The following is a 23,173-nucleotide window of genomic DNA, read 5'->3' as shown; positions in this document are numbered from 1 at the left end:
TTTGATACGACCCCAATGATCCGACAGAGGATACCCGCTCGGTGGCGCAGGCAAGCAAGGTGAACTTCGTCGATGTTGGCGCGCGGCTCCGGGCCCATCGCATGGGGCGCGCCCTGTCGCCCGAAGACCTCGCCGCGCGGCTGGGCATTTCACGCGCCGCCCTCTACCGCGCCGAGAAGGGTGAAATCGCCAAGATCGAAATGCTGACCGCCATCGCCGATGAGCTGCATATTTCGCTGCCCTCGCTGCTGGGCGTCGGGATCGAATATGTCGACAGCGCCGTAAGCTTTTTCGAACGGATGCGCCAGATCGAGGAGGACAGCGACCAGATTATCGGTTTGTTCAGCCCGATTTCCTACCTTGTCACCACCTCCGGTTACGATCAGGTTCTGGCCGAGGTGATGCGCGAATCCGTGGCCCCCGCGCAATATGATGAAGCGGATAGGATACTGTCTATCCTATTGAAACGTAAGGAACGCTTTGCCGCCCGCAGACCGCTTCTGGCGTCGATTATCGCGGATGCCGATATCGAGAAATTTCTCCGCGAAGGGCTGGTTGGGCGGTCCGATCTGGATCCTGACACCCTGACGGCCCGGCGCCATATGGCTCTGCGGGAGGCCCGGCATATCAGCCGGATCCTGCGCGAGCCGGATATCGGCATTCAAGTGGGCGTCGCCCGCGAACCGATCCCGTCGACATCGTTTCAGATCGTGCGCAAGGGCGCGGAATCGACCCTGACGATCAGCCCCTTCCGACTGGGCCATAACCCAAATATCCGGCTGGGTGTGGGGCTCATCACGTCCGCGCCCGAAGCGCTGGAGCTGCACGAAAACATCGCGAAACAGCTCTGGGCGACATCGTTGAAAGGAATGGAGGCCGCCGACCATGTCGACGCGCTGATCGCCAAATACGGGATCGGGACCCCCTGAACTGCCCGTTCATTAGGCACTATTCCAGCTAGCCCGCGCAAAACAGTCCGAAAATCTCAATTTTTAGATTTTGACGCTTGACCCCGGCAGGAGCGCCGTGAACCTTTACCTCATCTGAAGAAGAACATGCTCGCAGGGAGTCGCTAATGTTCAAATCCCCCCTCCTCCTCTCCGGCGTTACCGCGCTTGGCCTCGTTTTCGCCGGCGCCGCGTCCGCACAGGAATTCATCGCGCGCATCGGCCATTTGGAAAGCGCCGCGCAAAGCCGCCATGTGCATCTGGAAAAAGTCGCCGAGCTGGTCGCGGAGCGCACCGATGGCGCGGTTGAGCTTCAGCTGTTCCCGCAGGGCCAGTTGGGCAATCAGCGCCAGATGAACGAAGGCGTGCAGCTGGGCACCATCGAAGGCACCGTGGCCCCTGCGGCCTTCCTCGGCGGGTTCAACCCGGCCGTGTCGATCCTCGATATTCCCTATCTGCTGCCCGAAGACGCGGCAGAGGCGCAGGCGCTGCGCGAAGGTCCGTTCGGCAAGGCGCTGCTCGACACCTTCTCGGACAAGGGCATGGTCGCTCTGACCCTGTGGCCCAATGGCAAGAAGCAGTTCACCTCGAACAAGCCGCTGGACAGCCTGACCGATTTCGCGGACCAGAAATTCCGCGTCATGGACAGCTCGATCCTGATCGAGCAGTTCAACGCGCTCGGCGCCTCCGCGATCGCGCTGCCCTTCGGCGAGCTTTACACCTCGTTGCAGACCGGCGTTGTCGATGGTGAGGAAAACCCGCTCGACACCATCAAGAACATGAAGTTCTACGAGGTGCAGGATTACGTCGTCATCTCCGATCACGGCGCGATGGAAGACGTGGTGCTGTTCAACCCGATGTTCTGGGACAGCCTGCCCGCCGAATATCAGGACGTGATTTCCACCGCCTTCTCCGAAGTGATCCCCGACCTGACCGCCCATAAGGCTGCCGCCGTCGAGGAAGCGCTGCAGGTCATCACCGACTCCGGCACCAATGTCCGCGTTGCCTCCGCCGAAGAGCGCGCCGAGTTGCACGACGCCACGTGGGGCCCCGCCTCCGAAGCCTATGTCGCGAAAGCTGGCGAAACCGGCGAAGCGCTGCTGAAAGCCTATGACGAGGCCACCGCCGCGTCCCAGTAACCCGGGCCGATACACTGGAAGGGCCCGCTGGATACCGGCGGGCCCTTCGATTTTTCCCCGTGACTTGACGGCGTTCGGCGCCGGAGGATTTCCCCGATGCAACTGCTTAACCTGCTGAGGAAGATCGAGCGCAGCGTGCTTGTCGCTCTCTTCCTGATCATGGTGCTGCTCTATACCGGCTCCGTCGTGACGCGCGAAATTGGCGGCACCTTTGCCAGCCGTTTCGCCTGGATCGAAGAAGCGGTGCGGATGATGAACCTGTTTTTGGTGTTTCTCGCGCTGGGGCTGGCGCTGGAACGGGGCAAGCATGTGGGCATCACCAACCTGCGTCAGAAGCTCCCCGAGCCGCTGCGCCGCCGGTTGTTGCAGGTGATCGATACAGTGGGGCTGCTTTTTTCGCTCTATGTCGCGTGGCTGGCCTTTGGTCTCGTGCAGTTCGTGCTGAAAACCGGGCAGGTGTCGCCCACGCTCGGCGTGCCGATCGGGCTGATCTACATGGCGCCGGTCGTGGGCTTCGTCCTGTTGGCGCTGCGCTATGGGTTGAGCCTGTTCGGCGTGATTGACCGCTTTACCCCGCAGGAGGCAACCCAATGATGTTCCTCGTCATTATCGCGCTGGCGCTGGTTCTGCTGGTCACCGGGTTCGAGATGCTGCTGGTGCTGGGCCTGCCCGCGCTGGCCTATAAGGAGGCGTTCTACGCCCGCCTGCCGGACCCGGCCGTGGTCCAGAAAATCGTCGGGGGCATCGATCACACCACCCTGCTGGCGATCCCGTTCTTTATCTTTGCCGCGAACCTGATGGGCTCGGGGCAGATCGCCCGGCAGCTGATCGGGGTGGTGACCGCGCTGGTCGGTCATACCCGTGGCGGTATCGGTCATGTCGTGGTCGGCGGCTCGATGGCGTTTGGCTCAGTCTCCGGCTCGGCCCCTGCCACCGTCGCCGCGATGGGCCGCATGGCCTATCCCGAAATGCGCCGCGCAGGCTATTCCGAGAAGTTCAGCCTTGGGCTGCTGGTCGCCAGTGCCGAAACCGCCCTGCTGATCCCGCCGTCGATCACGCTCATCATCTATGGCTGGATCACCGGCACCTCGATTTCGCAGCTCTTCGCCGCCGGTCTGGGCGTGGGCATCGTGCTGGGACTCGCCTTTGCGGTCTTTGTCGAATTGCAGGCCCGCCGCGACAAGGTCAGCCACGGTGATCGGGTGCCGTGGTCGGGCCGCCTGCGCGCGGTGTGGGACGCGAAATGGGCGCTCGGCATGCCGGTCATCATTCTGGGCGGCATCTATTCGGGCACCATCACCCCGACCGAAGCCGCCGCCGTCAGCGTCGTTTACGCCATCGCCGTCGAAATGCTGGTGTTCCGCAGTCTGAACCTGAGCGCGCTGATCCGCATCACCGAGGACAGCGCCATCAACACCGCCATCATTTTCGTGCTGCTGGCGATGGGCGGGCTGATTTCGTTCTTTGTGACGCTGGCGCAGGTGCCGGACATGATCCTTGGGCTGCTGGCCTCGGCGGATGCGGGCAAGATCGCGTTTCTGATCGCGGTGAACCTGTGCTTTTTCATCGCGGGGATGTTCGTCGATCCGAACTCCACCCTGCTGGTGCTGGTGCCGCCGCTTTACCCCGTCGCGCTCAGCTTTGGCATCGACCCGGTGCATTTCGGGATGGTCGTCACGCTGAACGTCTGCCTTGGGATGATTACACCGCCATTCGGGCTCGACATATTCGTTGCCTCCTCGACGCTGGGCAAACCGGTGACGGACATCATCCGCGGTGTCTGGCCGTTCGTGGTGGTCAACGTGATCGTCCTACTCCTCATCACCTATGTGCCGCAGATTTCGCTGCTCGTGCCGCGCCTGATCTACGGCTGAGAAAGCGTGACCATGACCCTGATCCCTTCGCTTTTGTCCGTTCCCGTCGCGCCGGGCATCGCCGCGCGCTGCGCCGAGGCGCGCACCGTGGTGCTGTCGAACACGCCGGTGAATGGCGAATACCGTCTGCTGACGCTCGACGCGCCGGTGGAGGTTCTCGCCTGCCAGCCGGGGCAGTTTTTCCAGCTGCTGTGCCCGGAGCCCGAGGGCGAGCATCCGTTCCTGCGCCGCCCGATGAGCATCTATGGCTATGACGCCGAGGCCGGACAGCTTCAGTTTCTATACAAGGTCGCGGGCGCCGGAACCCGTGGTCTGGCGACCCTGCGGCCCGGCGATGGGCTGAATGTTCTGGGTCCGCTGGGTCAGGGCTTTACCATGGCCGATGACTGGCAAGATCTGTTGCTGCTGGCGCGCGGCGTGGGGCTGGCGACGCTGGCGCCGCTGGCGCGCATGGCGCAGCAGAAGGGGCGGCGGCTGACGGCGATCTGTTCCGCGCGGCGGCCCGAACTGGCGATGTCGGTCGATCTGTTCCAAGGCTACGGCGCCGAGGTGATCGTGGTGCATGACGAAGACGGCTCCTCCGCGCCCGATGCGCTGCGCGCCCTGATCGAAGCCCGGATCACCGCCGGGCGGGTCGATGCATTCTATACCTGTGGGTCGTCGCGGCTGCTGCGCCTGCTGCAGGATCTGGGCGCGCGCCACGGCATCCCCGGCGAGATCGCGATGGAACAGCAGATGGCCTGCGGTCTGGGCATGTGTCAGGCCTGCGTCCGCCCGTTCCAAGAGGCCGATGGCATCGTTCATCGCCGGGTCTGCCGCGAAGGTCCGGTGTTCCCCATCGCGGAGGCAATCGCATGACCCATTCCGACCCTCTTGCCCCCAGCGCCGCGCCCGATCTGTCGGTGCGGGTGGGGGATCTGACGCTGGCCAATCCGGTCATGCCCGCCTCGGGCACATTTTCCGAGGATCTGGCCGATGTCTTTGACCTCGATCTGCTGGGCGCGCATGTGCTCAAAACCATCATGCACGGCACCCGCCCCGGCAATCCCACACCACGGGTCTGCGATCTGCAAGGCGGGATGCTGAACGCCATCGGCATTCCATCAAAGGGCGTCGCCTATTTTCGCGATCAGATGCTGCCCTATTGGAGCGGCTATCGCGCGCCGCTGGTGGTGTCGATCTCCGCCCATTCGATGGATGAATTCGCCCGGCTCTGCGCCGAGGTCAGCCTGCCCGGCGTCGCCGCGATCGAGGCCAATATCTCCTGCCCCAATATCGAAGCGGACGGCAAAGCGTTTGCCATGCGACCCGACACCACCGAACAGGTGATGCGCCGGTTGCGCGCCGCGACCGATCTGCCGCTTTGGGCCAAGATGACGCCAAATACCGGCGAGCCGGTGGAAACCGCGCTGGCCGCCGAAGCCGCCGGTGCGGACGCGCTGGTGACCGCCAACACCGCGCTTGGCATGGCCATCGATGTGCGCACGCGGCGGCCCCGGCTGGGCAATGTCATGGGCGGTATGTCCGGCCCGGCCATGAAGCCGATTGCCCTGCGCATGACCTACCAATGCACCCGCGCCTGCACGATCCCGGTCATCGGCTGCGGCGGGATCGCCACGCTGGACGACGTGCTGGAATTCCTCATCGCCGGGGCCAGCGCCGTGCAGGTCGGCACCGCCACGTTCCAGTCGCCCACCGTCATGGCGCGGCTGGTGGCCGAGCTTGCCGACTGGACCGCCGCTCACGGCATCACCGATCTGTCGCAGGTGATCGGCAGCGTCGAGATGCCCGACGACGAGGCCGCGTGATGATGGCGACCGCGATCGAAGAAAGCCTCGCCCAGCAGGCGTTCGATGAAATCCGTGCGCTGTCGCCGGATACCGAGGGCGTCAGCCGCCCGGCGTTTTCCGATATCGAAACCCGGACGCTGGACTGGCTTGCGGGCTTTGCCCGCGCCAATGGTCTCTGCGTCGAGGAAGACGCAGGTCGCAACCTGCTGTTCTGCCTGCCCGAACATGCGGATGCCGAAAGCTGGCTATTGATCGGCAGCCATGTGGATTCGGTCCCGATGGGCGGCAATTACGACGGGCTTGCCGGGGTGATCGCCGGACTGCTGGTTCTGATCCGCGCCGCGCGCCGGGGCCAGCGGTTCCGCCGCCCGGTCAAATGCATCGCCATGCGCGGCGAAGAAAGCGCGTGGTTCGGGGCCTGTTATCTGGGCTCGAAAATGCTCACCGGGCAATTGCCGCAATCGGAACTGGACGCGCCCCATCGCGGCGATGGCGCGACGCTCAGCGAACATCTGCAGTCCTTGGGCATCGACACCGCGCCGCTGGCCGCCCGGCAGCCGATCTGCGATCTGACCCGGATCGAGGCCTATCTGGAACTGCATATCGAGCAAGGCCCGCTTTTGGTCGAACGCGGGCTGCCTGCGGCGGTCGTGTCGGGCATTCGCGGCAATTTCCGTCATCGTCTGATCCAATGTCGCGGCGAGGCCGGGCATTCGGGGGCGGTGCCGCGCGCCTATCGCCACGATCCCGTTCTGGCCTTTGCCGAACTGATGCACCGGCTCGATACCAGCTGGGATCACCTGCTGCGGACTGGCAGCGATCTAGTGCTGACATCGGGCATCGTCGGCACCGATCCCGAAAGCCATGCGATTTCGCGTATTCCCGACACGTTGGGCTTCTCGCTCGACGTGCGGTCGCAGGACCGGTCCGTTCTGGCGCAGATGCGGGACTACCTGCGGGCGCAGATGGATGACATCTCCCGCAGTCGCGGCGTCAGCTTTGACACCGGGCCAGAGGTCGCGGTGGCCCCCGCGCTGATGGATCCCGACGTGATCGCCGGGCTGGAAACGGCAATGGCGCAGGTGACCGGCGCGCCGTTCACGATGGCCTCGGGCGGCGGGCATGACGCGGCGATCTTTGCACAGGCGGGCATTCCCTCTGGCATGGTTTTCGTGCGCAACCGCAATGGCAGTCACAATCCCGACGAGGCGATGGACCTTGCGGATTTCATGGTGGGCACCTCCATCCTTTCGGCATATCTGGAGGCCGAGGAATGAAGGAAGTGTTGACCATGCCGCTCACCCCCGAAACCCGTGCCGATTATGCCCGGCGCACGGCCCGTGCCCTGCTCGATATCGGTGCGGTGCAGATGGCGGAGGACCGGCCTTTCATCCTATCCTCCGGCGTGGCCAGCCCCGCCTATATCAACGTGCGGCGGGTGATCTCTTTCCCGGCGATCCGCGAGATGCTGATGGGCTTCGCGACCGAAATCCTCGACGCCGAAATTGGCCGCGACCGGCTGGACGCCGTGGCGGGCGCCGAAACGGCGGGCATTCCCTTTGCGGCGTGGATCGCGGCGCTGTCGGGTCTGCCGATGCAATATGTCCGCAAACGCGCGCAGGGTTTCGGCCCCGCCGCCATGATCGAAGGTCTGTTCGAGCCGGGCCAGCGGGTCGTTCTGATCGAGGATCTGACCACCGACGGCGCGTCCAAGATCCGGTTTTGCGAGGCATTGCGGCAGGCCGGGCTGGAAGTGAGCGATGTGCTGATGCTGTTTCACTACGACATCTTTCCCCGCACGCGGGACGCGCTGGCCGAGAATGGTCTGCGGCTGCACGCTTTGGCCAATTGGCGCGACATTCTCGCGGCGGCCGAGGCCGGCGATGCCTTTACCGCAGGCGAACGCGACCGGCTTGCGGCCTTCATCGACGCGCCGCTCGACTGGTCCGCGGCGCATGGCGGCTCTCGTCATCTGAATATCTGAAAGGACGACCAATGTTCAGCACCATCCTGCAGACGCTGACCGATCAGGGCAACAGCATCCACGCCTACCGGGCCGTGGCACGGCTGGCCTATGAGAAGGCAGGCGAGCCCTCCGATCATGCCGCGGCGTTCTTTGTTCTGGGCACGATTGCCGAAGCCTTCGTCGAACGGCATGAGCGGATGCCGCTTCTGTCAAAGGAAACCGAACAGAGCTTCGCCGCCTTCAAAGAGGACATTGCGGCGCTGAGCGCGGCCTATGAGACCGGCGATCCGGCAGGCATCCTTGCCGCGCTGAACACGGTCGCCTCGTCGCACGCTGCGGTTCTGATCTGACCTTGGGCGGTCCGGGCACGGGGACTGTCCCTGCCCGGACCGATACCTGACGGATCGCGATCAGGCGCGCCCGCGGATCAGATCCTGCATCATTTCCCGCTCCTCGCCGGTGAGATCGGTCAACGGCGCGCGCACGGAGCCGGTGTCAAAGCCGCGCAGGCTGACGCCCGCCTTGATGGCCGAGACCGCATAGCCGCTTTTCCGGTCGCGGATTTTGGCGAACGGGTAGTAGAATTCGCGCAGCATCCGCTCGCAGGTCGCGTCATCGCCCGCGCTGAACGCGGCGTGAAATTCCAGTGCCGTTTCCGGCACGAAGTTGAACACCGCCGACGAATAGGTCGGCATCCCCGCCCCCTTATACGCCTGCGCGAACAGCTCATGGGTCGGCATGCCGCCGATATAGGACAGCCGGTCGCCCAGCGTGGCGGTAACCCGGCGCACGGTGTCGATATCGCCGGTGCCGTCCTTGAACCCGATCAGGTTAGGACATTCCTCGGTCAGCTCCACCAGCGTTTCAGCCGAGATGCGCGATTGCCCGCGATTGTAGAAAATCACCGCCATATTGGTGGCCTGACAGACCGCGCGCACCCGGTTCGCGACACCCTCCTGCGGGCCTTCGGTCAGGTAGTGCGGCAGCAGCAAGATCCCGTCGCCGCCCGCCGCCTCGATATCGCGGGCCAGATCGCAGGCCATGCGCACACCATAGCCGCAGCCCGCCAGCACCGGCGCGTCGCCCACCACCTCGCGCGTGGCCTTCACCACCTCGACGATCTCAGACGGGGCGAGCGAAAACATCTCGCCAGTGCCCCCGGCAACGATCAGGCCTGCGACCTTATACTGCGACAGCCAATCGAGATGCGCCTGAAACGGCGCCTTGGCAAAGTTGTCCTGCGCATCGAAGGGTGTCACCGGAAAGGACAAAAGCCCGTTTCGAATGATGTTTTGCAGGTCGGTGGGGCTGATCATCGGGGGGAGACTCCTCGGAGTGGCGCGAATGGGTGCTGGCCCGGCGGGGACGACATACCAACCGATGGGCATGGGACCGGCTTCGGTGTCGGCTTATATGCACTAATATTTTAGTTTGCAAGGACGGTCAACCGGGGTAGAACGGCGAGACGCAGGGCCCCCTATGCCAGACCCCGCGCCCATAATAGCTGGACCGCGCCTATGAACTTCTCCGTCAACGCCGCCTTGGACATGCTGCGCTACGCGACGCCGCGCGACAGGCCAACGGCGGCCACACGGATTTACGATGACCTGCGGCAGAAAATCCTGTCGCTCGACATCCCGCCCGGCACCAATCTGCTACGGGCGGAACTGGCGCGCGAATATGACGTCAGCCAGACACCCCTGCGCGATGCGTTGCAGCGGCTGGAGCAGGACGATCTGGTGCTGATCTATCCCCAGTCGCGCACCTTGGTGACGCGGATCGACCTGCCGAAAATCCACCAAGCGCATTTCCTGCGTGTCGCATTGGAAACCGAGGTCGTGCGCAGGCTGGCACAACGCGGCGCGCCCGAGGTGGTGGCACGCGCCCGGTCGGTCAACGAATTGCAGCGCAGCGTGGCGGATGACCGCGACCAGCTTCGCGTGTTTCAGCAACTGGACGAATATTTCCACCGGGTGCTGTTCGAAGGGCTCGAACAGGATGATCTGCACGGGCTGATCCGCTCCCGCGCGGGCCATCTGGACCGGGTGCGGCGGCTACAGGTGCATTCCGACGCCAAAATCACCAATATCCTCGACGGGCATCAGGAAATGCTGGACGCGATCGAGGCGCAGGACGAAACGGCGGCCATCGCCGCCTTGCGCGCGCATCTGCATAAAAACCTCGACTGGGTCGAGGAATTCCGCACCCGCTTCCCTGACTATTTCGCCTGACCTTGCCATCCAGCGCGGCACCGGGGACGGGGCGCGAGGACGGGGCGCGGGCGCTGCATTGGCAGGCCCCGCTGCGCCCCTGATCCGTGACGCTTAGCTGTCGAAGAACGGCGCGGGCGTAAGGATGGTGTTGGTCTGGCTGACCAGATAGCCGGCCTCCGCGCTTTTGGCGAGATAGGCCTGCCATTCAGGGTCTGCCTGCATCTTGGCGCGTTTCTGCGCGCGGTCGGCGGCATCCTCGAACACCCAGATATGCACATAGGAGTTTACGTTGCCGGTCTCGACGGCGCCGTAAACGACCGGCTGGCCCAGATGCCGCCGCTGCGCTTCCCACCCGTGATCGGCATAGAGCTTCATGTGTTTCTTGATGGTGCCGGGACGACAAACATAGGTGCGGTGATCGTAAATCATTGAAATTCCCTCTCTTCTTAGGTGCCTGCAGCGTCTCAACATTGCCGATGCTTCGACGAAATGTCAGGATGGACATAAGTCATATAGTAAAGTATCAGTTACAGACAGCGCAATCGGAAGTCCTCGGAAAAAGGGACCAGATTGCGTGTCGCGCGGGCCTGCACGGATGGCGGACCCCGGCGTGACCTATTGGCGGCGGCGGAGGGGCCGACGCGTTCAACCTGGAGGAAAGCCTGATGCACAGAAGAACCCTGATCGGCGCCGCGGCGCTGCTGGCCACCACCTGCCTGCCCGTCGTGGCGATGGCGGACTATCCCGAGCGTGACATTCGTGTGGTCGTGCCGTGGGGCGCGGGCGGCGGCACCGATGGTATCGTCCGCAAGATCACCAGCATCGCGGAGCAGGAATTCGACGGGGCCTCGATGTATGTCGAAAACGTCGAAGGCGGCGTCAGCGCCACCGGCGTCGGGCAGGTGATGAGCGCCAAACCGGATGGCTACACGCTGGGCGCGCTGACCTATGACAGCATCGTCACCGTGCCGTGGCAGAACATGCTGCCCAGCTACAAGCTGGAGAAGCTGAAGCTCATCGCCCGCATCACCAGCGAGCCCGACGCGCTGATCGTCGATGCCGACAGCGATTATCAGTCGCTTGCCGATATCGTCGAGGCCGCAAAGGCCGATCCCGGTCAGGTTCGCATCGCGGTTCAGAACCTCGGCGGACGCATCCACCTGACGCTGCTGCAATTGCAAAGCCTCACCGATACGGAGTTCAAGATCGTCTCCTATCCCGGCGGCGCAGCTCCCCAGAAAGAAGCGATCCTGTCGGATGAGGTCGATATCGCCCTGACCAGTCTTGGCGATTTCGCCAACCTGCTGGAGGATGGCACCGTGCGCGGCGTCGTCGAATTCGCCTCGACCCGCAACCCGACCTACGATGTGCCCACCTCGGTCGAAGAAGGCTATGAGCTGGAAAACGGCAGCTTCATCGTCTTTGCCGCGCCCGCCGACACCCCCGACGATGTCGTCGCGACCATCGAAGCCGCCTATAAGGCCGCCTATGACAGCGACGAATTCCAAAGCTGGGTTGCCGGTGTTGGCGTCACGCCCGACTGGCTTGGCTCGGACGAGGTGACGGGCTGGGCCGACGACACGGCGCAGGGGCTCTTCTCGGAGATGGACGCGCTGGTCGAAACGGGCATCCTGTCCAAATAATCGACCGCGGTTCACAGACGGCGTCGGGGTCCCTGCCCCGGCGCCATTTTACCACCCTGGGAGGACCCGCGATGAACGGTGCACGCCGTCTCCTATCTCCGGCTATAGCGCTTCCACTGTTTTTCCTTGTGCTCACGACCGTTTATCTGGCGGCCATTTTCGACATCCGGGCCCAGTTCGCGGACGATGGCGGCATCGGACCGCGCACCATTCCGTTGCTGGCGGCGTTTTGCATGTATGGCGCGCTCTGTGTCGTGCTGGTGCGCGAATGGCGTCATCCCGGCACCCCGCAGCCCGCCGAGGCCGCGGAGCATGGCCTGTGGCGGCCCTTGGGCGTCATCGTCGCGACCGGCGCGTATATCCTGCTGTTCCGTCACTTGGGCTACACGCTTTCGACGTTGGCCTTTGTTGCCGCGCTGTTTGTGGTGTTCGAGTTTCAAACCCGCCGTCCGCTGGGCTTCGCGCTTGGCGTGATCGGCGTCACGGCTGTTTTCTACGGCCTTTTCGCCGGGATCTTCAGCGTGCGCCTGCCGACCCTGACCGAAGGCTTCCTGTGATGGATATGTTCCTGACCCTTTCGGGCGGTTTCGCGGCGCTGATGAACTGGACGGTTCTTGCGTTCATGATCTCGGGCTTTCTGATCGGCACCTTCTTTGGGGCCATGCCGGGGCTCACCTCGGTGCTGGCGATCGCGCTGTTGCTACCCATCACCTACACCATCGATGTGGTGCCCGCGCTGGTCATGTGCGCGTCGATCTTCATGGCCGGGATGTATTCCGGCTCGATCACCGCAACCACGATCAACATCCCCGGCGCGCCGTCCTCGATGATGACCGCGGTCGAAGGCAACAAGCTGATGAAGCGCGGCTTTGGCGCCAATGCGCTGGGTCACGCGGCGCTTGGCTCGATGATCGGCGGCAGCGTGGGCGCGGTCCTGCTGATGGCGTTCATGCCGCTGGCGGCGGAACTGTCGCTGCTGATCCGCACGCCGGGCAAATTCGCTTTGGTCCTGTTTGCGTTGGTCGTCATCATCGTCGTCGACAAAGGCAACATCTGGAAAGGCATCGTCGCCACCCTGCTGGGCATCATGCTGGCCACTATCGGCATCGACGTGCTGCAACCGATCCCGCGCTTCAACTTCGGCACCGAAACGCTGGTCGAGGGCATCGACATCATGCCGCTGGTCATCGGTGCCTTCGCGGTGAGCGAAGTGCTGATCCAAGCGCAAAGCTGGAACGGCGCGCTGGATCGCACGCTGGCGCAGGCCAAGGGTCTGAAAATCCGCCGTCGTGATTTCATCCCGCCGTGGTCCGAGGTGCGCGAGATCGGGTTCTTTACCTATATTCGCAGCGCCTTCATCGGCTATGGCATCGGCATCCTGCCCGGCGCTGGCGGCTCGATGGCCGCGTTCGTGTCCTATGCCGTGGCGCGCTCCGGCTCGAAAAAGCCTGACGAATACGGCCAAGGTTCGCGCGAGGGGATCGCCGCGGCGGAAAGCGCCAACAACTCCATGTGCGGCGGGGCCTTCGTGCCGATGCTGATGTTCGGCATCCCCGGCGATCCGACCACCGCGATCGTGCTGGGGGTGCTGGTCATCAACGGGTTGCAGCCCGGCCCGCGCCTGCTGGAAAATCAGGCCGATCTGCTGGCCCCGATGCTGGCCTCGCTGTTTATCAGCGCGCTGGTGCTGATCCCGCTGACGCTATACCTACTGGGGCCCTATTTCGTGCGCATCGTGTCGATCCCGAAGGGCTTGCTCTACTCCGCCATCGCGGTGGTGGCGCTGGTGGGGTCTTATGTCGCGACCTATTCGGTGTTTCAGATGTTCCTCGCGCTGATCTTTGGCGTGCTGGCCTATTTCATGCGCCGACAGAACTATTCGACCGTGTCGCTGCTGCTGGGCTTCATCCTCGGACCGGATCTGGAGCAATATCTGCGGCGGGCGCTGTCGCTGAACGATGGCAATCCGATGATCTTCCTGACCAATTTCGACAGCCTGTTCTTCCTCGGGCTGACGGTGGTCGCGATCTATATGATCCTGTTCCGCAAACCGCGCAGGCGGGCCTGATCCGTCGCGCGGGTCGCCTAGACCGCGATCACCTGTGTGCCGGCCCCGGCGCACAGGTCCGCCAGCACGGGGGGTAGATCGCCGCCGTGGATCAGCGTTTCGACCTCCGCCACGGAGCCGCGCAGGCACGGCGCGTCGCGCCCGATCTTGGTGTGGTCCACCACCAGCACCCGGTGCCGCGCTGCGCCCATGATCGCCCGGCGGGCGCGCACCTCGTCCTCGTTGAAATCGAGGATCTCGCCGCCCGCGCCGATGCCGCCCGCGCTGAACACCGCCAGATCCAGCCGCAGCGCAGCAAAGAATTCGCCCGCCTCCGCCCCGATCAGGTCCATATCGCGTAGGCGCACCCGGCCCCCGGCCAGCGATAGGGTCAATTCAGGCGCGGCTTGCAGCGCGAGTGCCGCGTGAATGTTGTTGGTCGCGACGAACAGCTTTTCCCGCGGGAGCAGCGCCCGCGCCACCGCCTCGACCGTGGTGCCGGTGCCAAGCGCGACGGTCGCGCCATCGGACACCAGCGCCGCCGCTGCCGCGCCGATCCGGGCCTTCTCATCCCGCGCTACCGCCTGCCGGGGCGCGTAGCCGATGTTTTCGCCCGCCGCGACAAGGCTTGCCCCGCCGTGCCGCCGCCGCACCAGCCGCTGATCGTCTAGGTCGCGCAGATCGGCGCGGATCGTCTGCACCGTCACCTCCAGCATATCCGCCAGTTGCCCAGCCGACAGTTCGCCGTAGCGCGACAGCAAATTGACGACCCGGTCCCGGCGGCGGGCGATATCATTCTGCGCCATAATGCAGCCTTTCGTACGAAAACCATTCAACGCGCAAAGGCTTAGGCCGTGCACGTCCCGCCAGGCAAGTTATCTTTTCGAATTTATATTTCCACGTTTCATCCAGCTGTCACAAACCGCCGCTAGGTGAGCCCTGCCTGCATGAGCAGCGCGACTGAGATTTTCGTTCGAAAGAGCACCGGAGACAGTAATGACCCGCACCGCCCTTGCCACGCCCCTCACCCTCGCGTTTGCGCTGGGTCTGCCGTTTGCCGCGCAGGCCGAAACGCTGACGCTTTACACCTCGCAGCCCAATGCGGATGCGCAGCAAACCGTCGACGCCTTCATGGCTGCCAATCCCGGCATCGACGTGGACTGGGTCCGCGACGGCACCACGCAGTTGATGGCCCGTCTGACGGCGGAAACCGAGGCCGGCGCGGCGCAGCCCGACGTGCTGCTGATCGCTGACACCGTGACGCTGGAAGGCATGGCGCAGCAAGGTCAGCTTGCCGCCTATACCTCCCCCGAGGCCGAGGCGTATGATCCCGCGCTCTACAGCGCCGAGGGCTATTACTACTCGACCAAGCTCATCACCTCCGGCATCGCCTATAACACCGGCGTCGAGACCCCGCCTGCCAGCTGGTCCGACCTTGCCGCCGACGATATGGCAAACCTGACCGCGATGCCCTCGCCGCTGTATTCCGGGGCCGCGCTGATCCACCTTGCGACGCTGACCTCCAACCCGGATCTGGGCTGGGAGTATTACGAGAAGCTCGCCGCCAACAACGCCCGCGCCGAAGGCGGCAACGGCGGCACGTTCAAAGCCATCGCGTCGGGCGAAAAGCCCTACGGCACCGTGGTCGATTTCCTCGTGATCCGCGCCAAGCAGGACGGCTCCCCGGTGGAATTCGTCTTCCCGGAGGAAGGCGTGAGCTATGTGACCGAGCCGGTCGCGATCCTCGCGGACGCCGACAATATGGATGCCGCGCAGAAATTCGTGGATTTCGTGCTGAGCGAGGCCGGGCAGGAATTGGTGCTGGAGCAAGGCTACATCCCCGCCCGCAACGACATGGGCATGCCCGAAGGCTTCCCCGCGCGCGATGAGATCAAGCTGATGGATTTCGACCCGGCACAGGCGCTGGCCGATGCCGACGCCAACAAGGCGCGCTTCGCCGAGATGTTCGGCGTGAAATGAACGGCGCCGCGACCCTGAAACGGAACGCCAGCCGGTCTTCGGACCGGCTGCTTCCCCTGCTGCTGCTGCCGGTGGCGGTGATCGCGCTGGGGCCGGTGCTGCGCCTGTTCGCCGAGGCCATCGGTCAGGGCGGGCTCGATCCGCTGGCCCATGTGACCGAGGTTCTGGGCCGCGACAGCACCCGCATCGCGCTGGGACATTCGCTGTTCACCGCCGGGCTCGGCACCGTGATCTCGATCCTCATCGGCGGCGGCTTTGCCTTTCTCGTGGCGCTGACCGACATCCGAGCCAAGGCGTTGCTGGTGTTCTGCCTGATGATCCCGATGATGATCCCGCCGCAGATCACCGCGCTGGCATGGACGCAGGTCACCGGGCCGTCCTCGGTTCTGTTGAAATCCATCGGGCTTGCGCCCCCCTTGGGCAGTCCGCAGCCGCTGCATTCTGCATGGGGCATCGCGCTGCTGCTGGGCATCCAGCATGCGTCTATCGTTTTTCTGACATTGCGCGCGGGGCTGCGCATGATCCCCGCCGATCTGGTCGAGGCGGCGCGCATGTCGGGCGCGCGTGGGCTGAAAGTCTGGGCGCAGGTGGTGGTGCCGCTCAGCCTGCCAAGCCTCGCCGCCGGGGCGGCGATGGCCTTTGTCACCGCGCTTGGCAATTTCGGCATCACCGCGATGCTGGGTATTCCTGCGCGCTACTCCACCCTGCCGACGCTGATCTACCAGCGCCTTGCCGGGATGGGGCCGAGCGTGCTGCCCGAAGTGGCGGTGCTGTCGATCCTGATCGGCGCGGTCGCGATCACCGGAGTGCTGGTGAACCGGCTGCTGCTGCGCCGCCGCGCCTATGGGCTGGTCGGGCTTGCCTCCCGCCCCTTGGCGCTGCGGCTGGGGCCTGCGCGGCTGCCTGTCGAGATCGCGCTTTGGGCGTTGATCGTGGCCATCCTGTTTCTGCCGCTTGCCGCGCTGATCGCGACCTCGCTGGTGCCGGCCTATGGGGTGCCGCTGACATTCGCCAATGCGACGCTCGACGCATGGCACGAGGCGCTGTTCCGGCAGCCTGTGACCGCGCGCGCCTATGCCAATTCGATCCGGCTGGCGCTGGGGGCCGCGGTGGTGCTGATGGCGATTTCGGTGCCGCTGGCATGGGCGATGCAGCGCGGGCCCTCCCGGCTGAGCCGGGTCGCCGACACGCTGGTGGATCTGCCCTACGCGCTGCCCGGCATCGTGCTGGCCATCGCCTGCATCCTGCTGTTCATCGACCTGCCCTTCACCGATGCCACGCTATACGGCACCGTCTGGATCATCTTTGCCGCCTATCTGGCGCGGTTTCTGGTGGTGATGCTGCGCCCGGTGCAAGCAAGCCTGTCACAGATGGACCCGGCGATGGAGGAGGCCGCACAGGCCGCGGGCGCCGGGCTGGCGCGGCGGCTGCGCACCATTGTGCTGCCGCTCACCGCGCCTGCGGCGGCGGCGGGGGCGATCCTCGTATTTCTCACGGCAGTGAATGAGCTGACCGTTTCGGCGCTGCTGTGGTCAGCGGGGACCGAAACGCTGGGCGTGGTGATCTTCAACCTCGATGACAGCGGCGAGACGGTGATGGCCTCCGCCGTCGCCACCTCGATCGTGATCGCGGTCATTTTCCTGATGGCGCTGGTCCAGCTGGGCGCGGCGCGACTTCCGAAAGGATGTGTTCCATGGCAGAACTGAGCTTCTCCGACGTTGGCAAAAGCTTCGGCTCCGCCACCGTGCTGCGCGACATCGACGCCACCGTGGCCGAGGGCGAATTCGTGGCGCTGCTTGGCCCGTCGGGCTGCGGCAAGACCACGCTGCTGCGCCTGATCGCGGGCTTTGAGACCCCCGACCGGGGCGAGATTCGGCTGGGCGGGCAGACCGTGGCCTCTGCCGTTTCTGGCCGCTTCGTCCCGCCGGAGAACCGCAATGTCGGCATCGTGTTTCAGTCCTACGCGCTTTGGCCGCATATGGATGTGGCGCGCAATGTCGCCTATCCGCTGGAGGTGCGCGGCGTGCCCCGGCGCGAGCGCGCGCAGCGGGTGGAGGAGGCGCTGGCCCTGACCGGGCTGAGCGATTTTGCGGGGCGGGCACCTGCCGCTTTGTCCGGTGGGCAACGGCAACGGGTGGCCTTGGCCCGCTGTCTGGTGGCGGAGCCGCGCGCGGTGCTGCTGGATGAGCCTCTGGCCAATCTCGACCTTGCGCTGCGGGCCTCGATGCAAGACGCCTTCGCCGCTTTCCACCGCCGCACCGGCGCGACGATGGTCTATGTCACCCATGACCAGACCGAGGCCCTGGCGCTGGCCGACCGGGTCGCGGTGATGGAGGCCGGGCGCATCCGGCAATTCGCCGCGCCCGAGACGCTTTATGATGAGCCCGCGTCTGCCTTTGTTGCGGGGTTCGTCGGCGATGGCGCCGTCCTCACCTGCCGCCCCACCGGGCCGCTGCGCGCCGATGGCGTCCCGATCGAGGTTCTGGGCCAGCAGATCGTCGCGCGTGGCCGTGACCCGCATCCGACCCATGTCTGCCTGCGGCCCGATGATCTGCGCCTGACCGACGGCGGCGCGATCCGCGCCCGGGTCCGCGCCTGCACCTATGTCGGGGGGCGGTTCCGCCTGACGCTCGACACGGGCGAGGCCGATGTCGTGGCATTTTCCCGCGCCCGCGCCCGGATCGGCGACACGACCGGGGTGGCGCTCAAGCGGCCTTGGTGCTTTCGCGATCCCAACGCCGGGGCCGTGAGCCCCGCGATGGAGGCGCTGACGCAGGGGGCGCTGACCCATGCTTGAGCCGATGCCAGCCCCGGTTCTGGAGCCCGTGCAAGCGCCGCTGCGCCCGCCCCTGCCCGGCCCGCGCCGCCCATCCACCTGCCCCGCCCCGTGGGTGGAGGTGCTGTCCGGCTTGGGCGAAAAAGGCCCCGCCTGCATTCGCGTATTCACCGGCACAAAGACGTGGCTTCTGGATGTCGGCGTCGGGCCGGAGGCCACCGCGCCCTTCGATCCCGTCTGGCTGACCGGCGTGGACGCGGTGTTCATCACCCACGATCATGTCGACCATATCGGCGGGGCGGCCTATGCCATCGCCGCCGGGCTGCCCATCTGGTGCACCCCCGCCACCGCCCGCGCGCTGCCGCCGGGCGCCAAGACCCATGCGCTGCCCACCCGCGGCACGAGCGTCATCGACGATGTGCGCGTGACGACCGGGCGCAACGGCCATGCCTTGGGCGGGGTGTGGCTCCATCTCGGGTTGGGGGAGGGGCTGTTCTATTCCGGCGACTGGTCCGAGGAATCGGCGTGGTTCGCCTTTGACGCGCCGCCCGCCGCCGCGACCGCGCTGATCGATGCGTCCTATCATCTGGGCGACGTGCCGCAATCCGCCCGCATCACCGCGCTGGAACGGCGGCTGGCGCAGGCGCGGGGGCAGACCCTGCTGCCGGTGCCGCCCTCGGGCCGCGCGGCGGAACTGGCGCTGCACCTGATGTCGCTGGGCCGGGTCAGCATCGACGATGCCTGTCGCCGGGCGGTGCGCGGCGCCTTGGCCGAGGATGGCGCCCGCGCCGACAGCGCCGCCCGGCTGGCGCCGCTGATGCAGGCGGAATTCGACCCCTCCGCCGATTTCCTAATCTGCGACACCCCGAATGCAGAGGCCGGGATGGCGTGGCGCATGGTGCAGGACTGGCGCGATGCGGGGCGGCTGGGACGTGATGCGCAGGTGATCTTTACCGGGCATATGACCGCCCATGCCCGGTCCATCGCCGCGACGGGGGGCGGTGCCTTCTGCCGGTGGAATGTGCATCCGCCGCTGCGGGACCAGATCGCGATGATCGCCCGGCTGGGCGCGCGCCGCTTCGCGCCGATGTTCTGTCCCTGCCCCGAGGATTTCATGCTGGAAGCGCGGTTTGACGCGCGGGTCATCCTCAACGAAAGGATCACGCTGTGAGTGCCGATGTGACCCACGCCCCTGCTGCGCCCACTGGTGCGCGCCCCGGCGCGATTGCGCTGCCGCGCGTGCCGTTCTGCGTGATCCGGCATGGAGAGACCGACTTCAACCGCGATGGCCGGGTGGCCGGGCGCAGCGACGCGATGCTGACCGTCGCCGGGCGCTGCGCCGCAAGCCGTTTGGCGACGCTCGACTGGCCCGGCGCGATCCGGCTCTATTGCAGCCCGCAGACCCGCGCCCGTGACACCGCCGCGCTGGCCTTTCCCGACCTGACCCCCGTGGTGCTGAGCGATCTGCGCGAACGCGACTGGGGCGATCTGGAAGGCGCGCCCGTCTCGCAGCTTGGCCCGCGCGAAGCCACCCCGCCGGGGGGGGAGCCATGGCCCGAGATGTGTGCCCGCGTCGCGCGCGCGTTGCAGCAGGTTCTCGCCGGGCATGACCCTGCGCATCCCGATCCGGCCTTGCCCGTGCTGGTCGCCCATTCCGGCATTATCCGCGCCACCCGCCTGCTGACCGGCGGCACGGCAGGCGGGCCCTCGCCCGCCAATGCAGTGCCGCATCTTTTCCTCCCCGCTGGCACAGGCTGGCGCGAAACCGATCTGACAGGAGCCGCCGCATGGACTGCGTGATTTTCGACATTGATGGAACGCTGGCCGAATTCGACGCGCCGCGACTGGGGCATCTGGTGCACGGCATCGACAAGCAGTGGGACGCGTTCCACGACGAGATGCACGCCGCCGCCGTGATCGGCCCCGTCGCGCGGCTGGCCGAGCGGCTGCGCGCCCAAGGCGAGGCGATCGTGCTGTGTTCGGGACGTCCGCGCGGCTGGCAGCATCGGACCGAGGCATGGCTGCAAAAGGCTGGCATCGCCTATGACGCCATCTACCTGCGTGCCGAAGATCAGGATCACGCCTCCGACCCGGAGGTGAAACAATCGCTGCTGGATGAGATCCGCGCCGATGGCTACGCGCCGTGGCTGGTGGTCGACGACCGCACCGCCGTCGTTGCCTTCTGGCGCGAGGCGGGGCTGACCTGCCTGCAATGCGCGCCGGGCGATTTCTAAACCATATCGAAAAGGACCGGACGCAGGCACCCCGCGTCCGGTCCATTCATTCATTCGATCAGCTGGCGATCTTCAGCCGGTTGAACACCCGCTGCGCATTGCCGGCGAAAATCTTCTGCCGGTCGGCGTCGCTCAGATGCGGGCTGTTTTCGATGTAGCGCTTGGTGTCGTCGAACTGATGGCCGGTTTCCGGATCGATAGCGCGCACGGCACCAAAGGTCTCAGACGCGAACAGCACGTTGTCCACCGGCACCACCTCGGTCATCAGATTGATCCCCGGCTGGTGATAGACGCAGGTGTCGAAGAACATGTTCTTGCCCATCATCTGCGCCGGTTCCTTGCGGTTGCGGTCCATTGCCAGACCGCGATAGCGGCCCCAGTGGAACGGCACCGCGCCGCCGCCGTGGGGGATGATAAGCTTCAGCTTCGGGAACCGCTCGAACAGGTCGCTGTCGAGGATCTGCATGAAGACAGACGTGTCGCCATTGATGTAATGCGCGCCGCTATACTGGAAGTTGGGATTGCACGAGCCCGAAACGTGGATCATCGCGGGCAGGTCCATCTCTTCCAGCACTTCGTAGAGCGGGAACCACCATTCATCCGTCATCGGCGGATCGGTCCAGTAGCCCCCCGCCGGATCGGGGTTCAGGTTGCAGCCGACAAAGCCCAACTCCTCCACGCAGCGGCGCAGTTCGGGGATCACGTTTTCGGGGCGGCAGCCGGGCGATTGGGGCAGCTGACACACCGGGGCGAAATGCTCCGGGAAGATCTCGCACACGCGGTGGATCAGGTCGTTGCAGACCCGGCTCCACTGCATCGACATGGCTTCGTCACCGATATGCTGGCCCATCGCCGCCGCGCGCGGCGAAAACAGCGTCAGGTCGATGCCGCGGTCCAGCTGCGTCTTGATCTGCTTGTCGAGCAGGCTTTCGCGGATTTCATCATCGGTGAAGGACGGGCCATCGGGGTCGGTCATCTGCGACCGGTCCCCTTTGGCGTCGATCTGCGCGTTGCGCCATTCCACCAACTGCTTCGGCGATGTGGTGTAATGCCCGTGGCAATCAATGATCATAGTGGGTCTCCTCCCCCTTGGTCGGCCCTCAGGCCTGCATCAAATCGGCAAGTGTGCCGGCGTCGTCCATATCGAGCACGCCCCAGACCTGGGCGATCAGCCGGTCTTGCGCGGCGGCGTCCAGCACCCCGTCGCAGCAGGAGCGCAGCTTGTCCTCGACCTCCACATCGCTCAGCGGGTTTTCGGGACCGCCGCGATAGCGCTCATCCGCCCAGCCCGCGACTTCGCCGCCCGAGGCCATGCGGATCGTGATCCGCGACCGCATCTTGTCAAAGCCCTTGGCTTCGATCTCGGCGTCGAACTCGGTCGTGATGCGGCGTTGCATGTCCTGCATCGCGTCGCTGGCCACGAAAGCGTCGGAAAATTCGCGTTTGCCGGCCTTGCGTTCCAGCGCGATCATGGCAAGCGCGGCGGGCAGCGAGAATTTCGCCTGCAAATGGTTGGCGGCAATCGGGTAACGGATCGGCTTCAGGATGTTGCTGCCCGCATGCACGGTGACCTGCGCGATGTCTTCGGGGGCCAGATCGGCCTCCGTCACCAGCCGCAGCATCAGATCGATGGTCGGATGGGTCAGCACACCGCAGGGATAGGGTTTGATCGACACGCCGGGATCGACGATCGTCCATGTCTTGCCGAACCCTTGGGCCACTTTTTCAGGGCTGACGCCACCGCCCTGCACGGCCATGAAGCCCCACGGCCCGTCCAGCGCCTCAGGATCGGCGGTGAACCCGCGCGCGGCCAGCAATGCCGCCGTCACGCCGTTCTCTGCCGCCCGGCCCACATGCAGCGGCTTGGTCATGGTGCCGAAATTGCAGCGGATGCCCGCGGCGAAGCTGGCGGTGATGCCCAGACCCGCACGTAGCTTGTCGCCCGTCAGTCCCAGCAGTTTCGCCGCCGCCGCAAAGGCGCCGAAATGGCCAACGGTGCCGCTGGTATGCATGCCCTGCATGTAATGGCGCGGCAGCATCCATTCGGAAATCTTGCACTCCACCTCAAAGCCGGTGAGGAACGCGAGCATGAAATCGCGGCCCGACACGGGGGCGAGCTTCTGCGCCATCACCAGCGCGGCGGTCAGCGGCGGGATCGTCGGGTGGGTCAGCAGGCCGTAGATATGCGCGGGATCGAGGCTGACCTGACTGTCATCCCAATCATGCGCATGACCGGCGGTGCCCAGCACCCGCGCCGCCATCGGGGCCGGCACCTTGATGCTGTCGCCCAGCAGCCGCGCATCGGACCGGCCGCCGTAATCGCGGGCCTCGTCGGCAAGCATATGCACCGAATGCTCCTCGGAGCCCGCCACATACAGACCTAGCGCGTCGATCATGCAGCGCTTGCCGATGCGCAGCGCCTCCTCGGGGATATCGTCGAAGCGGACAGTCTCGATGAACTGCGCGGCGTCTTCGGTGATCCGGGTGCTTTCCGGCATTTCGGCATAGGCGTTTTTCTGGGCCGACATTGCGTCAGTCTCCTCCTGCTCGTGTCTGTCGCAACC

Annotated in this window: 24 protein-coding genes; 19 read left to right on the top strand and 5 right to left on the bottom strand. The window is 65.3% G+C overall.

The genetic code is table 11. The features are described from left to right. The first annotated feature begins 41 nt into the window (after positions 1-41). The 9 genes from CBW24_RS16030 (at position 42) to CBW24_RS15990 (ending at position 8,066) form a co-directional block, all read left to right on the top strand. Complete coding sequence (locus CBW24_RS16030; protein WP_232530340.1) at positions 42-929, top strand: helix-turn-helix domain-containing protein; 888 nt, start codon at positions 42-44, stop codon at positions 927-929. Between the two features lie 146 nt (positions 930-1,075). After that, positions 1,076-2,086, top strand: a complete 1,011-nt coding sequence (locus tag CBW24_RS16025; protein ID WP_097374379.1) for a TRAP transporter substrate-binding protein — start codon at positions 1,076-1,078, stop codon at positions 2,084-2,086. 96 nt (positions 2,087-2,182) lie between these two features. Beyond that, complete coding sequence (locus CBW24_RS16020) at positions 2,183-2,680, top strand: TRAP transporter small permease (RefSeq protein WP_088664172.1); 498 nt, start codon at positions 2,183-2,185, stop codon at positions 2,678-2,680. Next, complete coding sequence (locus CBW24_RS16015) at positions 2,677-3,960, top strand: TRAP transporter large permease (protein ID WP_088664173.1); 1,284 nt, start codon at positions 2,677-2,679, stop codon at positions 3,958-3,960. The genes CBW24_RS16020 and CBW24_RS16015 overlap by 4 nt, the downstream gene beginning before the upstream one ends. Positions 3,961-3,972: 12 nt before the next feature. Then, entirely contained in the window at positions 3,973-4,818 is an 846-nt protein-coding gene (locus CBW24_RS16010) for a dihydroorotate dehydrogenase electron transfer subunit (RefSeq protein ID WP_097374378.1), read from the top strand. Further along, the gene (locus CBW24_RS16005; protein WP_097374377.1) at positions 4,815-5,768 is read left to right on the top strand and encodes a dihydroorotate dehydrogenase; all 954 of its coding nucleotides are present in this window, start codon (positions 4,815-4,817) and stop codon (positions 5,766-5,768) included. The genes CBW24_RS16010 and CBW24_RS16005 overlap by 4 nt, the downstream gene beginning before the upstream one ends. Next, complete coding sequence (locus tag CBW24_RS16000; protein ID WP_097374376.1) at positions 5,768-7,027, top strand: Zn-dependent hydrolase; 1,260 nt, start codon at positions 5,768-5,770, stop codon at positions 7,025-7,027. The genes CBW24_RS16005 and CBW24_RS16000 overlap by 1 nt, the downstream gene beginning before the upstream one ends. Continuing rightward, positions 7,024-7,734 (top strand): orotate phosphoribosyltransferase, encoded by a 711-nt coding sequence (locus tag CBW24_RS15995; protein WP_232530339.1) that lies wholly within the window; start codon positions 7,024-7,026, stop codon positions 7,732-7,734. The genes CBW24_RS16000 and CBW24_RS15995 overlap by 4 nt, the downstream gene beginning before the upstream one ends. Before the next feature lie 11 nt (positions 7,735-7,745). Continuing rightward, a complete protein-coding gene (locus CBW24_RS15990) occupies positions 7,746-8,066 on the top strand; it encodes a hypothetical protein (protein ID WP_088664177.1) in 321 nt (106 codons plus the stop codon). Positions 8,067-8,126: 60 nt separating this feature from the next. Here CBW24_RS15990 and CBW24_RS15985 read toward each other — a convergent pair whose 3' ends face one another. Further along, positions 8,127-9,032 carry a 5-dehydro-4-deoxyglucarate dehydratase gene (locus CBW24_RS15985; protein ID WP_097374375.1) on the bottom strand — a complete coding sequence of 302 codons (906 nt, stop codon included), beginning with the start codon at positions 9,030-9,032 and terminating at the stop codon, positions 8,127-8,129. Between the two features lie 201 nt (positions 9,033-9,233). Between CBW24_RS15985 and CBW24_RS15980 the strand changes: the two genes are divergently transcribed. Next, entirely contained in the window at positions 9,234-9,947 is a 714-nt protein-coding gene (locus CBW24_RS15980) for a GntR family transcriptional regulator (RefSeq protein ID WP_097374374.1), read from the top strand. Positions 9,948-10,040: 93 nt separating this feature from the next. Here the strand turns inward: CBW24_RS15980 and CBW24_RS15975 are convergent, their stop codons facing one another. Beyond that, positions 10,041-10,358 carry an NIPSNAP family protein gene (locus CBW24_RS15975; protein WP_088664180.1) on the bottom strand — a complete coding sequence of 106 codons (318 nt, stop codon included), beginning with the start codon at positions 10,356-10,358 and terminating at the stop codon, positions 10,041-10,043. Between the two features lie 236 nt (positions 10,359-10,594). Between CBW24_RS15975 and CBW24_RS15970 the strand changes: the two genes are divergently transcribed. From CBW24_RS15970 to CBW24_RS15960, 3 genes are all read left to right on the top strand, one after another. Continuing rightward, positions 10,595-11,572: a Bug family tripartite tricarboxylate transporter substrate binding protein gene (locus CBW24_RS15970; RefSeq protein ID WP_198405283.1), complete on the top strand. Its 978-nt coding sequence runs from the start codon at positions 10,595-10,597 to the stop codon at positions 11,570-11,572. Between the two features lie 71 nt (positions 11,573-11,643). Then, positions 11,644-12,129, top strand: a complete 486-nt coding sequence (locus CBW24_RS15965) for a tripartite tricarboxylate transporter TctB family protein (protein ID WP_097374373.1) — start codon at positions 11,644-11,646, stop codon at positions 12,127-12,129. Further along, positions 12,129-13,640 carry a tripartite tricarboxylate transporter permease gene (locus CBW24_RS15960; protein ID WP_097374372.1) on the top strand — a complete coding sequence of 504 codons (1,512 nt, stop codon included), beginning with the start codon at positions 12,129-12,131 and terminating at the stop codon, positions 13,638-13,640. The genes CBW24_RS15965 and CBW24_RS15960 overlap by 1 nt, the downstream gene beginning before the upstream one ends. A 17-nt stretch (positions 13,641-13,657) precedes the next feature. On the opposite strand, the gene CBW24_RS15955 is transcribed toward CBW24_RS15960, so the two are convergent. Continuing rightward, positions 13,658-14,425 carry a DeoR/GlpR family DNA-binding transcription regulator gene (locus tag CBW24_RS15955; RefSeq protein ID WP_088664184.1) on the bottom strand — a complete coding sequence of 256 codons (768 nt, stop codon included), beginning with the start codon at positions 14,423-14,425 and terminating at the stop codon, positions 13,658-13,660. Positions 14,426-14,615: 190 nt separating this feature from the next. Here CBW24_RS15955 and CBW24_RS15950 point away from each other — a divergent pair, with 190 nt between their 5' ends. The 6 genes from CBW24_RS15950 to CBW24_RS15925 all read left to right on the top strand — a co-directional run bounded on the left by CBW24_RS15950 (position 14,616) and on the right by CBW24_RS15925 (position 20,609). Beyond that, positions 14,616-15,599, top strand: coding sequence for an ABC transporter substrate-binding protein (locus CBW24_RS15950; RefSeq protein WP_097374371.1), 984 nt, complete (start codon positions 14,616-14,618; stop codon positions 15,597-15,599). Continuing rightward, on the top strand, positions 15,596-17,305 hold the full coding sequence (locus CBW24_RS15945) for an ABC transporter permease (protein WP_097374370.1): 1,710 nt from the start codon (positions 15,596-15,598) through the stop codon (positions 17,303-17,305). Before CBW24_RS15950 ends, CBW24_RS15945 begins: the two co-directional genes overlap by 4 nt. Then, positions 17,293-18,396: an ABC transporter ATP-binding protein gene (locus CBW24_RS15940; protein ID WP_097374369.1), complete on the top strand. Its 1,104-nt coding sequence runs from the start codon at positions 17,293-17,295 to the stop codon at positions 18,394-18,396. The genes CBW24_RS15945 and CBW24_RS15940 overlap by 13 nt, the downstream gene beginning before the upstream one ends. Positions 18,397-18,532: 136 nt before the next feature. Beyond that, the gene (locus CBW24_RS15935; RefSeq protein ID WP_097374392.1) at positions 18,533-19,546 is read left to right on the top strand and encodes an MBL fold metallo-hydrolase; all 1,014 of its coding nucleotides are present in this window, start codon (positions 18,533-18,535) and stop codon (positions 19,544-19,546) included. Further along, positions 19,543-20,175, top strand: a complete 633-nt coding sequence (locus tag CBW24_RS15930; RefSeq protein ID WP_232530337.1) for a histidine phosphatase family protein — start codon at positions 19,543-19,545, stop codon at positions 20,173-20,175. The genes CBW24_RS15935 and CBW24_RS15930 overlap by 4 nt, the downstream gene beginning before the upstream one ends. Continuing rightward, positions 20,163-20,609 (top strand): phosphatase domain-containing protein, encoded by a 447-nt coding sequence (locus CBW24_RS15925; RefSeq protein ID WP_232530336.1) that lies wholly within the window; start codon positions 20,163-20,165, stop codon positions 20,607-20,609. Before CBW24_RS15930 ends, CBW24_RS15925 begins: the two co-directional genes overlap by 13 nt. A gap of 58 nt (positions 20,610-20,667) precedes the next feature. Here CBW24_RS15925 and CBW24_RS15920 read toward each other — a convergent pair whose 3' ends face one another. Continuing rightward, positions 20,668-21,681 (bottom strand): amidohydrolase family protein, encoded by a 1,014-nt coding sequence (locus CBW24_RS15920; protein WP_097374367.1) that lies wholly within the window; start codon positions 21,679-21,681, stop codon positions 20,668-20,670. Between the two features lie 28 nt (positions 21,682-21,709). Continuing rightward, entirely contained in the window at positions 21,710-23,137 is a 1,428-nt protein-coding gene (locus CBW24_RS15915) for an MmgE/PrpD family protein (RefSeq protein WP_232530335.1), read from the bottom strand. Positions 23,138-23,173: the final 36 nt, after the last annotated feature.

The sequence above is a fragment of the Pacificitalea manganoxidans genome (assembly GCF_002504165.1).
GTDB lineage: Bacteria > Pseudomonadota > Alphaproteobacteria > Rhodobacterales > Rhodobacteraceae > Pacificitalea > Pacificitalea manganoxidans.
The sequence above is the reverse complement of the archived record's forward strand: the minus strand, read 5'-3'. Positions and strand labels throughout refer to the sequence as shown.